Source organism: Stappia sp. TSB10GB4, assembly GCF_900185745.1.
In the GTDB taxonomy this organism is placed as follows: Bacteria; Pseudomonadota; Alphaproteobacteria; order Rhizobiales; family Stappiaceae; genus Stappia.
On the sequence record NZ_FYAV01000055.1, the window covers coordinates 127,996 to 139,444 of the forward strand.

Genomic DNA, 11,449 nt, shown 5'->3' on the forward strand with positions numbered 1-11,449 from the left:
CCGCAGAGCCCGTCGACCCCCCGACCGCCTGGGAGACCGTCAACCCGACGCCGCACCCGCTCAGCCACCCTTGCCAACCGCCGGAGAGAGACAGATGAACCAGATCGATTACCTGATGGACATGCGAGCCGAGAAGATCAACTCCGCCTTCTATCTTTACGACAACGAGAAGATCGAGGAGAATTTCGCACGCTTCGAGAGCGTTCTTTATCCGCATACCAGCGTCTTCTTCGCCTCGATGGCGAATGACAACCCCGTCCTGCTCGGCAAGATCCGCGAGCGGGGCATGGGCCTGTTCGTCAATTCGCTGAAGCACCTGCGGCTGGCGGAGGCCTGCGGCTTCCCGTCCGAGCGGATCATCTTCGCCAGCACCGGCCTGACCAGCGCGATGATGCGGCACCTGGTGGCGCGCGGGATCCGGCTGCATCTGGATTCGCTGACCCAGATCGGCCAGTTCGGCAAGCTCGGCCTCAAGACCGAGGTGGGCCTACGGCTGAACACGTCCGAGCGCTCGCGCATCAGCCCGTTCACCGGCAACGACAGCCGCATCGGCATCCAGGACCACGAGCTGGACGCGGCGCTCGAGACCTGCCGCAGCCTCGGCCTCGCCGCCACCGGCAGCCATGTCTATATCGGCACGGACATCGTCAGCGTCGACGAGATGGTCGCCGGCATCGAGCGCGCGCTTGAGCTCTCCGACCGCTTCCCCGACCTTGCCTATGTCGATGTCGGCGGCGGCTTTCCGCTCGACGAGACGCGCTTCGACTTCGACGACTACAACGCCCGCATCACCGCGCTGATGTCCGACTTCTCCCGGCGGCGCGGCCGGCCGATCCGGCTGGTGATCGAGCCCGGCCGGGCGATGTTCGGCAATGCCGCGCGCTTCTATGCCCAGGTCACCGACGTCAAGCGGCGCGAGGGCCATTACTTCGTCTGCGTCGACGCCAGCGCGTCGATGATCCCGAGGGCGATGTTCTACGAGGACTACAACCCCGTCCGGGTGATGACCAACGGCAAGGGGGCGCGGCCCGACTTCGACCAGCCGGTCGATATCGTCGGCAACACCACCTATTCCCGCGACTTCCTGGCCCGGCGCCAGACGATCCCGCAGGTCGAGATCGGCGACTGGATCGAATTCTCGCAGGCCGGCTCCTACTGCTACTCGATGATCACCCGCTTCCTCGGGCAGACCTTTCCGCCCGAGTACCTCGCCGAGCGCTCCGGCGCGCTGACGCTGATCCGGCCGGGCGACCTTGCCGAGGAGGCGGTCCAGTGAGCGCGCGAGCCGGGATCGCCGTCGCCGGCCCGCCCGCCGCGACGAGGCCGGTGCGCTGGCCGCAGGAATGGACCTTCGAGGCGGTCGCCGCGGGAGAGGCGCATTGCCACGAGATCGTCGAGCGGCAAGTGCTCGCCGGCGAGGGCGGCCAGCGCATCGAGGTGGTGCGCACCCGCGCCTTCGGGCGCGGCCTGCTGCTCGACGGCCGCATCCAGCACCTGGAGGGCGACGAATACATCTATAGCGAGGCGATCGTGCATCCCGCCGCGCTGGCCCTCGGCAAGGACTGCCGCCGGGTGCTGGTGGTCGGCGGGGGACCGGGCGGGGCGGTGCGCGAGGCGTTGAAGCACCGGGGGGTCGAGGAGGTCGTCCAGGTGGAGATCGACGCCCGCATGGCGGCGCTCACCCTCAGCCATTTCGGCCATATCTCGCAAGGCTTCCACCACGACCCGCGCTATCGCCTGGTGATCGCCGACATTCGCGACCACCTGGCCTCGGCACCGGCGCCCTACGACCTCGTCATCCATGACGTGAGCGAACCGCTGCCGGGCTCGCCGGCGGAGTTCCTGTTCGCCCCCGCGCATTTCGCGGCACTGGCGAGGGTGGTGTCGCCGGCCGGTGCCTTCGTCACCTGGGCGGGCGCCGCCGGGCCTTGCGCGGGCGCGGATGCGGCGATGATCCATGCGCTGACGGCCGGCCACTTCGCCCATGCCGAGGCGCTGGTCTGCCACGCCCAGTCCTATGGCACGTCCTGGCTGTTTTCCGTCGGCGCCCACCGGGATCTCGATCTCGCGGGGCGGCCGGCGAGCCTTGTCGACCGTCTCGTCGCGACCCGGCTGGACGGGCCGCTCACCTATTACGACGGCACCACCCATCGCCACATGGTGTCGCTGCCGAAGGACCTGCGCGCGCGCCTGGCCGGCCGCCGCAGCGCGCCCGGCCGGCAGCCAATGGAGGACCGCAGATGACCGCCGAACAGTCCCTCGCCCACGCACCGGCGCCAGCACCGGCACCGGAGGACTTTGCCGCCGTGCAGGCCCTGTACGACCAGACGATGGCCGACAATGCGCAGGTGCACGATCTGATCTACCCAAAGGTGTTCGGAGCCGACCAGTATATCGGCCAGTTCAGCGACAACAGCGCCGACGAATTGCGGCTGATGGCGGCCCTGATGCAGATGCCGGCCGGCGCCAGGGTGCTGGACCTTGGCTGCGGCCGCGGCCTCGTTGCGGCGTTCCTGGCCGGCGAGATGGGCTGGACCGTCACCGGCATCGACCTGTCGCTGGCCTCGCTGGCCGCCGGGCGGGAGGCCGGCCACGGGGTGGAGCTGATCGCCGGCAATGTCTACGAGCACGCCTTTGCCGAGCGGTTCGACGGCATCTACAGCACCGGGGCCGCCTGCCATTTCGACGCCGCCCGGCTGTTCGCCCGCGCAAGGTCGCTGCTGGTGCCCGGCGGGCGGCTCGCGATCTTCGAGCGCGTGCGCCTCGGCGATATCGACGCCGCCGACTGGCACAAGCTCACCACCGACTGGAAATGCCCGCATGTCTACACCACCGTCGACTATGGCGAGTTGCTGACCGTCGCGGGGTTTCGCGTCCGCCATGTGCTCGACACGACGGAGCGGTTCCGCACCTGGCAGGCGCGCTCCGTCGAGGTGCGCCGGGAGTTGCGGCGGGAGATCGTCGCGGCCACCTCGCAAGAGTATTTCGAGACCTCGCTGGCGCTTGCCGCCTATGAGGCCGACGTCTCACGCAAGGGGCTGCTCGGCTATGCGGCGGTGATCGCGGAGGCGCTGCCGTGACGCCGCCCCTCCACCACCCGCTGCTGGAGGCGGGCGACACCCGCCTGCTCGCGGTCGACGCGGTGCTGGCACAGGGCGATACCGGGCTGACCCGCTACCGCATCGTCCGCTTCGCCGCCTATGGACGGGCGCTGCTGATCGACGGGCTGATCCAGTCCTGCGAGTTCGACGAGGCTCTCTATCACGAGATGCTGATGTCGCCGGCCGTCGCCCTGCATGGGCATCCGCGCCGCATCGTCGTGATCGGCGGGGCCAATGGCGGCATCGTCAACCGCCTGCAGCACCTGCCGTCGCTGCGCGGGCTCCACCATGTCGACCTCGACCCGACGCTGGCCGGGCTCTGCCGCTATCACCTGCCGCACCTGCAGCCGCAGGAGCCGTTTTCCTTCGACTACCGGCTGGAGTTCGAGGATCCCCGCGCCTGGCTGGCGCGAAAGCGCGGCGATCTCGGCGGCTGGGCGGATCTGGTGCTGCTCGACCTGCCCGATGCGGCCGACACGTCCTATGCGGCGGGCGTCTTCGACATGGAGGCGCTGGCGGCGGCGGGCGACCTGCTCGCCCCCGGCGGGCTGCTCGTTACCCATGTCGGGCACTGCCATCCGGCGGCGATCTCGTTTCAGGCGGAGACGGTGGCGCGCCTGCGGCGCCTGTTCGCCGATGTCGTCGTCTACGAGCACCCGATCCCGAGCCTCGCGGTCGCCTGGGGCTTCGCCATCGCCAGCCGCGACCGCAGCCTCGACCGTTTCGCAGGGGCCGCGATGGCGCGGCGCATCGCCGCCCTGCCCGCCGCGATGCGCCGCCACTACGACGCGGAAACCCATCTGGCGCTGCTGCACCGCCCGGCCATCGTGCGGGCGGCGCTCGACGCGGCAACCCCCATCCCCGTCCCCACTCACCCCACCCTCATGGAGACGACAACATGACGCTGTTTCCCCAGATCGAGATCGAAACCGGATCGGACCGGCTGGCGGCATGGGAGCGCGAGGCGGCCCTGCGGCTGCTGGAGCGGCTGCAGATGCCGACCAACTTTCCCTGCTTCTTCTCGCAGAATGCCTGCCGGCGCGGCCGCATCCTCTTCGCATTCGTCGGCGGGCTGGAGGCCGAGGACCTTGCCCGCGGCAGCGCGGCGCTGTCCGCCTATGTCGAGCGGTCGCGGAACTGGGACGGAGACGTCGCCACCGCCGAGCCGCTGGCAATGATCTTCCACCCCGAAACGGTCGCGGCCGACAGTGTCGAGGCCTATCACGAGATCGGCTGGCGGGTGCTGCAGGCCTGGCACGAGCGGGACGGCGCCCCCTGGCCGAGCGAGGTCTCGCGCCTGCCCTCGAGCCCGTTCTGGACCATGTGCTTTGCCGGACTGCAGCTCTTCGTCAACATGAGCAACCCCGCCCACCGCGTCCGCCGCAGCCGCAATCTCGGACCGTCGCTCGCCTTCATCATCAATCCGCGCGAACGTTTCGACATCGTCGCCGGCGACAATCCGCGCGGCCATGCGGTGCGCGAGCGGCTGCGCCGCCGGATCCATGCCTATGACGGGCTGCCGCACAGCCCGGCGCTCGGCAGCTACGAGGCCGGCGATATCGAGTGGTGGCAATACGGCCTTGCGGAAACCAATGCGCTGCCGGCCGGCACCTGCCCGTTCAAGATGAGGTCCGAGCCATGACCCGGATGCATGAGCGGCAGGACGGGGAGACGCTGTCCCTGGCGGTCTGCGAGCTGCCCGACGGCCTCAGCCCCGGCGATGCCGCCTGGCGGGACCTGCTCGACGGCGTCGCGCGGACCCGGCCGCAGGCGCTGCTGCTGAACGAACTGCCCTTCGGCCGCTGGCCGGCGGCGAGCCTGACGTTCGAGCTCGGCCGCGCCGGCAGGACGGCGGCCGCGCATGCGGCCGGCATCGCCGCGCTGGATGTCTTTGCCTCCCTCACCCCCCTCGCCCCCCTTGCCCTGTTCGGCTCGACGGCGCTTCCAGCCGGCAGCAAGCTGATCAACGAGGGTTTCGTCCGGCTGGAGCGGCGCTATCACGCGCTGCATCACAAGCTCTGCCTGCCGGAAGAGCCGGGGTTCCACGAAGACACCTGGTTTTGCCCCGGCAGCCGCACCTTCGGCACCTTCGATCACGGCGGCTTCCGCTTCGCCTTCGCCATCTGCTCGGAGCTGATGGTGCCGGAGGTGCCGCGCATGCTGGCCCGCCTCGGCGCGGATGTTCTGCTGGTGCCGAGGGCCAGCACCGCCGAGGGGTTCGACCGCTGGCTGACGGTGGCGCGGGCGACCGCGCTGGTGACCGGGTGCTATGTCGCCAGCTCCAACCGCGCCGGCGGCGGGGAGCCGGCTTTCGGCGGCGGCGGCTTCGTCATCGATCCGGGCGGCGAGTTGCTGGCGCTGACGGACCCGGCGCGGCCGCTTGCAGCAGTGAGACTGTCGAGGGCGGCGCTGGACCGGGCAAGGGCGGCCTATCCGATGACCATCCGCACGCATCTCGTCCTCACGCCGCCACGCCCCGCGTGACGGGCGCACCGGCGCCGCTCACGGGGCAACAAGCTCAGGGGGCAAGCTCGAGGCGCATGATCGGCCGCGTCGGCGAGCGGCGCGCCACTTGCCGGAAGCCGGCGCGCAGGAAGATCTGGTGAAACCCCGTCCAGGCATAGGAGACGGGATAGGAGGCCTTGTCCGGCGCGATGGGATAGCCCTCGAGGCACGCGGCGCCGTGGCTGCGCGCCAGATCCGCCGCGGCCCGGAGCAAGGGCACGGAAATCCCCTTCCGGCGATGGCCGCGCGCGATGTACAGGCAGGACACCGACCAGACCGGCCGCTCGTCGACCGGCTTCAGCACCCGCGAGGACGACAGGCGCACAAACACCTGGCGCGGGGCGACCGAGACCCAGCCGACCGGCAGGTCGCCGTCATAGGCGAGCACGCCCGGCGGAGGGCCGGCGCGCACGACGTCCTCCATCGACGCGCGGTTGGCCGCGCCGCGGCCCTCGTCATAGGCCGCCTTGCCGAGCCGCCAGAGCATGCACCAGCAGCCGCCATAGCCGCCCTTCGGCCCCATCAGCCGCTCGAAATCGCCGAACCGGTCGGGAGTCAGCGGGTGCGTCTCGACGGCCGGGAGGCTCACGGCAGGATCCCGGTCGGCTTGCCGTCGATGCTGAGGGTATTCTTGCGCCGCCAATAAGCCTCGACGCCCGCCGGCCCCATGTCGGCATAGAACGGCACCAGCTCCTCCTCGCCGCGCTGGCGTTCCAGGGTCATGACCGGAACGCCGGAGCCGCAGGAGGTCTGGACCATGTCGATCGCCAGGTCGAAGATCTGCCGCGTGCCGGCCATCGGGCGGAACATCCCGGCGAGGTCGTCGAAGCCCGCGTCGCGCGGATGCAGCACCTGTGCCCGGCCATAGACCCGCAGGATGCGCGCCTCGCCGGTGAAGGCGCAGAACATCAGCGTCATGCGATCCGCTTCGCGAAGATGAGCGGCCGTCTCGTTGCCGCTTCCCGAGAGATTGAGCCATACGATCCGGTCGTCGCCGAGGATGCGCAAGGTATCGAGGCCCTTGGGCGAAATGTTGACCCGCCCTTCCGGTGCGGCGGTGCCGACAAAGAACAGGTCGCATCCTTCGATGAAGGTCCGCAACGTCTGATTCAGCTTTTCAGCAACAGCCATGTCGCACACACGTCCTTTCGATCCGGAATCCGGAATTGATACCATGGGTTGCAGGAGACGGTCGAGCCGTCACAACTTCGGAGGGTGCCGCCAACGGCATCCGCGCCTTACGAGGGCGCAGGCGCCGCGACCACCGGCGACGACCTGGCCCGCAGGTAGGCGGCGACCTTGCTCCGCCGGTCGAGGTGCAGCCTGCCGAGGATCGCATGCACGTGGTTCTTGACCGTGGCGGGGCTGATGTTCAGCTTGTTGGCGATCTCCTTGTTGGTCAGTCCGCGCTCCAGCAGATGGGCGATCTCAGTCTGGCGCCTCGTCAGATCGAGGCCGAGGGCGGGACAGGCCGCGTCCGCCTGCGAATGATCGACGACCAGATGGAAGTTCAGGGTGATGCGATCGTCAAGGCAGGGTCGGTCGTCCACCTCGTCGCCGTGCTCGCCATGCCGACAGGCTGTCTTCATGCCTTCAATGAGGGCGAGGAGACTGGAACTGCTTATGCCGAGACCGCCCTGCGACAGTTCCGCCAGTTCCAGGACCACGTTGAATTTTGCAGGCTCCGTCATGCCAGGCACCCTCAAAATATTTTCGCTGTCGAATTAAAAAATAAGCAAATCAATAAAGACAAATAAATAGACCGCATTTCCCATTTTCAGGTTCATATCAAGTTTCAACAAATGCGTTTCATAAATATATTACAAAATACAACAATCATATTTTTATAGAAACAGAACATTACGCGACGATAGACAAATGTATTCCGCATAAATACGCGAAACTTGCGCTTTCAAAACAAGGTATTGCCGCAGGAAACGGCGAGCGACGGGGACAGGAGTCGACCGACAACGATGGCCGGAGGCGTCAAGTCCGCTCTTTTTAGTTGAGTGTTGACGGACTACATCTTTCGGATGCAGGGAGGCTGCTTCGCCCCAAGCGGCGGGCCGAGGGCGGGGCGGGGCGCCCGACCGCTTAGGTCCCGAGGAACATCGACCGGATCACCGGGTCGTTGCAGGGCGGCCCGGAGGCGATCCGCAAGGGTCGCCGCGCGGGGTCGCCGGCACCAGCACGGTTTCGTCGAAGGAGGTTTCGTCCGGCGTCTCGACATAGCCGACCGAGTGGACGGTGACGTCCGAATCGGCAAATGCGATCAGGCGCGGGATGCCCCAGTCCGTGCGGGCATGGCCGTGGCCGGCGATCACCACCACCGGCGGGCCATGCGTCGCCAAGGCTGCCAGCGCAGCCTGCGCCAGGGCCGCATCGCGCAGGCGCTGCGCCTCGACGAAGCCGCGCAGCAGCACCGGCGGCAGCGCGCCGCAATGGGTCCGCGCCTTCAGCGCCTCGCGCGCGCCCTGCTCGTCCGGCGGCAGCGGACGGTCGAGGCCGAAGCGGGCGCCGTCCGCCCCGAACACCGCGCCGAACACGGCATCGGCGCCGAGGAACATCGCCTTGCGGGCGTCCTCACGCGTCACCGCCATGCCGAGGATCGCCGCCTCGCGCGCGGCGAGAAACACCGGCGCATAGAGCTCGAAGGGCGGCCAGCGCGTCTCGCGCCAGCGCGCCGCCTCGGCAATCGCCGCCGGATCGGCGCGGTCGGCGGCCATGACCCGCTCGGCCGCCTGCGGCGTCAGCATCTCGAACACCACCGCGGTCGGGCGAAGCGCCTCGATGCGGCGGGCCTGCGCCAGATGGGTCGCGCGGTTGTCGTGCACCTCGCCGAGGATGACGATGTCGGCGGACGCGGAGCGGGCCGGCAGGGGTTGGGCGAGCGCCAGGAGAAGACCGGCGGCAAGGCACCGCGCCGCGCCTACCATGTCAGGCTCGCCTCCAGATGCAGCTCGACCGCATGGCTGCCGCCGCCGGCACGGGCGAGCCGGTCGGCCGGGCCGGGAAGCACCTCCTGGAACATGACGGTGCGGCTTTCGCGCAGGATCCGGCGCAGCAGGGCGACGCAGACCGGATTGGCGATGTCGATCCATTGCGGCTTGCGGTGGCGGTTGGCCATCGAGTTGCTGGCATGCCAGTCCATGCCCGGCTTGCGGGCGACGAAGACCTGCTCGGGCATGCCGCGGGCGCGGAAATAGCGGGCGAGCGCCGTCATGGCGCCGACCGTCGGCAGATGCGCCTCGCCCTCCCCGCGCCAGACCGCGTCCAGCAGATCCTGCGAGGTCTCGTACCAGGTCTCGCGGAAGAGCACGCAGTCGCCATGATATTCGCGCGGCCGGTGGCGCGCGGGCACCGTCTCGTCGCCGACGAAGCCCTTGTCGAGACCCGGCCGCATGACCGCGACGGGGGCGGTCAGATGGATCAGCCAGTGGTGCAGGCCCCAGGCCGGCGACGGCAGCACGCTGCCGAGATTGGCGAAGCGCAGCAGCCCTCCCTCGCCGTCTTCCACTTGCAGGCGCCGCCCGCCCGGCGCCAGCGACACCCGGCAATCCGCCGGCGACAGCAGCGGCACCGCCGCGCCGGGCGGCGCGAAGCCGGCAAGGTAGCGGTCGACGAGGCCGCGATGGCGCTGCAGGCTGCTCACCTCGCTGCCGCGCGACAGGCCGACGAACCGTTCGCCCGTCAGCTCGCTCTGCCGCGCCAGCCAGGCGCGCAGATGGTCGCGCATCGCCGCTGCGTCCTCGCCCTCGCCCTGGGTGTAGCGGGCGAGCAGCCAGACCGGCTCGTCGAAGGTGCCGTTGAGCACCAGCCGCAGCGCGCCGTCCTCGCGGAACGGCTGGACATGGGCGCAGAAGGGATGATGACCGCTGCCGGGGCCGAGCCCTTCGGCGGCAAGGCGGCGGGCCAGCGCCGGATCGGACAGGCGGGCGAGAAGCTGCGGCCCGGCCTGCTGGATCTCCTCGGCAAAGCGCGACAGCGGCATCGCCCCGGCGCCGGGCGGGGCGAGCGCCTGGAACAGGTCGCGCAGCAACCGGTGCTCGGGCGAAGGCATCGACAGGTCCGCGACCGCCCGGCAGACCCGGTCGCGGAGGCCGGCAAGGTCGTAGTCCGGCTGGTCGTGCAGCCGGACCCAGCAGTCGCGATGCAGCCTCGGCGCGTCCTGCAGCAGCGGATCGGCGGCAAGGCGGGCCAGCAGCGCCGGAGCGGGGGCGCCGGCAAGCATCGCCTCCGCCGCGCCGGGCGCCGCCGGAGAGCGCCGCACCAGCCCCCGGTCGACGAGGCCGCGCACGAGACCGGCAGCTTGCGCCTCTGCGATGCCATGCGCCCGGCATGCGGCCGTCAGCTCGGCCAGGGAGAAGCTGCGCCCGGCAAGGGCGCGAAACACCCGGTCCATCGGCGGGCGCAGGCGAAAGCTCCGGTGCCGGGCGGTCTGCCACAGGGCGCCGCGCGTCAGGCCGAGGCTGGTCAGCTCCGCGTCCAGCCGGTCGCCATCCGGGGAAAGGTCTCCGGCGAGTTCGAACCGTTCGCCTTGGCCGAGCGCATCGGCATGATTGTGCCGCAGCACGGCGATCCATTCCTGCGACAGGCTCTCCCGGCTCGAAAGGTCGAAGCGCAGGGGCGACCGCGTCCGCGCGCCGCCCTCCCCGCCGCAGATGCCGATGCCCATGTAGCGCTGGTACGGGCTGGTCTTGTGGGCAACGCGGGCAAGATAGCGAAACAGCCGCATCGCCGCGCGGAACCGGCGACCGGGCTTCTCAGTCGGGTTGCCGAGCGTGGCGGCGAGCCGGGCAAGCCGCTGCCGCACCTCGTCCAGCACCCAGAGCGTACGCGCCTCCAGCGCGAGAGCGCGCAGTGCCTCGAAGATCCGCTCAAGTTCGCAAGGCCAGAGGCTGGCAAGGCCGGCGGTCGGCGGCGCATCGTCCTTGCCCGCCTCGGCAAGTGCCCGGCGGAAGGCGGGCGAGACGAGGTCCTCGAGGATTTCGGCCGGCAGCGGCGCCAGCCGCAGCACCAGCATATCGGCGGAGGCGGCGCGCGGCCCCGTCCATCCTGCGGCGACGGCGGTCTGTGTCCGTGGCTCGGCGAGCCCCGTCATGTGGCGATCGCCTCGACCCAGCGCCCGGACGGGGCGGGGCGGCGCTCGCTCAACTCCCCGGCCCGCCCGTTCACCACATGGCCGCCCTGCATCTCGACGACGAAGTCCCCCAGTTCGGCGATGTCGGGATCGTGGGTGACCAGCACGACGGTGGTGCCCCGCGCCCGGCAGGCCAGCAGCGCCTCCAGCACGCCGGCGCTGCTGTCGCGGTCGAGATTGCCGGTCGGCTCGTCCGCCAGGATCAGGTCGGAGCGCATCGCCAGCGCCCGGGCGATGGCAACCCGCTGGCGCTGGCCGCCCGAAAGCTGGAACGGGAAATGCTGCGCGCGAAAGCCGAGGCCCATCTCCTCCAGCGCCTGCTCCGCCCGCGCCCGGCATTCGCGCGCCGGCAGCGACATGTAGCGGGCCGGCAGCGCCACGTTCTCCAGAACCGAGATCTCCTCGATCAGGTTCAGCGACTGGAAGACGAAGGACACCCGCTCCCGGCGCAGCACCAGCCGGCGGCGGCGGCCGAGGCGCGAGACCGGCGCGCCGTCGAAGCGCACCTCGCCCTCGTCGGGCGCCTCCAGCAGGCCCATGATCGCCAGCATCGTCGTCTTGCCGCAGCCGGACGGGCCGATCACCGTGGTGAGACGGCCGGAGGGGATCTCCAGCGACAGCCCGTTCAGCGCCGTGGTCTCGACATTGCGGCTGCGGAACCGCCTGGTAACGCCGTCCAGCTCGATCTGCATGGCCGTCCTGC

Annotated in this window: 12 protein-coding genes; 6 read left to right on the plus strand and 6 right to left on the minus strand. The window is 69.9% G+C overall.

The window, feature by feature from the left end; translation table 11 throughout:
• Nucleotides 1-94 precede the first annotated feature (94 nt).
• The 6 genes from TSB10GB4_RS15345 to TSB10GB4_RS15370 are packed head-to-tail and all read left to right on the plus strand — an operon-like array spanning nt 95 to nt 5,585.
• The gene (locus TSB10GB4_RS15345; RefSeq protein ID WP_186396431.1) at nt 95-1,276 is read left to right on the plus strand and encodes a hypothetical protein; all 1,182 of its coding nucleotides are present in this window, start codon (nt 95-97) and stop codon (nt 1,274-1,276) included.
• Nucleotides 1,273-2,244, plus strand: a complete 972-nt coding sequence (locus TSB10GB4_RS15350) for a hypothetical protein (protein WP_186396432.1) — start codon at nt 1,273-1,275, stop codon at nt 2,242-2,244. Before TSB10GB4_RS15345 ends, TSB10GB4_RS15350 begins: the two co-directional genes overlap by 4 nt.
• Nucleotides 2,241-3,080 (plus strand): cyclopropane-fatty-acyl-phospholipid synthase family protein, encoded by an 840-nt coding sequence (locus TSB10GB4_RS15355; protein WP_186396433.1) that lies wholly within the window; start codon nt 2,241-2,243, stop codon nt 3,078-3,080. The genes TSB10GB4_RS15350 and TSB10GB4_RS15355 overlap by 4 nt, the downstream gene beginning before the upstream one ends.
• Nucleotides 3,077-4,003: a hypothetical protein gene (locus TSB10GB4_RS15360; RefSeq protein WP_186396434.1), complete on the plus strand. Its 927-nt coding sequence runs from the start codon at nt 3,077-3,079 to the stop codon at nt 4,001-4,003. Before TSB10GB4_RS15355 ends, TSB10GB4_RS15360 begins: the two co-directional genes overlap by 4 nt.
• Nucleotides 4,000-4,743: a YqcI/YcgG family protein gene (locus TSB10GB4_RS15365; protein ID WP_186396435.1), complete on the plus strand. Its 744-nt coding sequence runs from the start codon at nt 4,000-4,002 to the stop codon at nt 4,741-4,743. The genes TSB10GB4_RS15360 and TSB10GB4_RS15365 overlap by 4 nt, the downstream gene beginning before the upstream one ends.
• Complete coding sequence (locus TSB10GB4_RS15370) at nt 4,740-5,585, plus strand: carbon-nitrogen hydrolase family protein (protein WP_186396436.1); 846 nt, start codon at nt 4,740-4,742, stop codon at nt 5,583-5,585. The genes TSB10GB4_RS15365 and TSB10GB4_RS15370 overlap by 4 nt, the downstream gene beginning before the upstream one ends.
• A gap of 34 nt (nt 5,586-5,619) precedes the next feature.
• Here TSB10GB4_RS15370 and TSB10GB4_RS15375 read toward each other — a convergent pair whose 3' ends face one another.
• The 6 genes from TSB10GB4_RS15375 to TSB10GB4_RS15400 all read right to left on the minus strand — a co-directional run bounded on the left by TSB10GB4_RS15375 (nt 5,620) and on the right by TSB10GB4_RS15400 (nt 11,438).
• Nucleotides 5,620-6,195, minus strand: a complete 576-nt coding sequence (locus TSB10GB4_RS15375) for a GNAT family N-acetyltransferase (RefSeq protein ID WP_244570923.1) — start codon at nt 6,193-6,195, stop codon at nt 5,620-5,622.
• Complete coding sequence (locus TSB10GB4_RS15380; RefSeq protein WP_186396437.1) at nt 6,192-6,737, minus strand: pyridoxamine 5'-phosphate oxidase family protein; 546 nt, start codon at nt 6,735-6,737, stop codon at nt 6,192-6,194. Before TSB10GB4_RS15380 ends, TSB10GB4_RS15375 begins: the two co-directional genes overlap by 4 nt.
• Before the next feature lie 107 nt (nt 6,738-6,844).
• Nucleotides 6,845-7,297 (minus strand): LuxR C-terminal-related transcriptional regulator, encoded by a 453-nt coding sequence (locus TSB10GB4_RS15385; protein WP_186396438.1) that lies wholly within the window; start codon nt 7,295-7,297, stop codon nt 6,845-6,847.
• A gap of 429 nt (nt 7,298-7,726) precedes the next feature.
• Entirely contained in the window at nt 7,727-8,542 is an 816-nt protein-coding gene (locus TSB10GB4_RS15390; RefSeq protein ID WP_186396439.1) for a ChaN family lipoprotein, read from the minus strand.
• Nucleotides 8,536-10,707, minus strand: coding sequence for a hypothetical protein (locus TSB10GB4_RS15395; protein ID WP_186396440.1), 2,172 nt, complete (start codon nt 10,705-10,707; stop codon nt 8,536-8,538). The genes TSB10GB4_RS15390 and TSB10GB4_RS15395 overlap by 7 nt, the downstream gene beginning before the upstream one ends.
• On the minus strand, nt 10,704-11,438 hold the full coding sequence (locus TSB10GB4_RS15400) for an ABC transporter ATP-binding protein (RefSeq protein ID WP_186396441.1): 735 nt from the start codon (nt 11,436-11,438) through the stop codon (nt 10,704-10,706). Before TSB10GB4_RS15400 ends, TSB10GB4_RS15395 begins: the two co-directional genes overlap by 4 nt.
• Nucleotides 11,439-11,449: the final 11 nt, after the last annotated feature.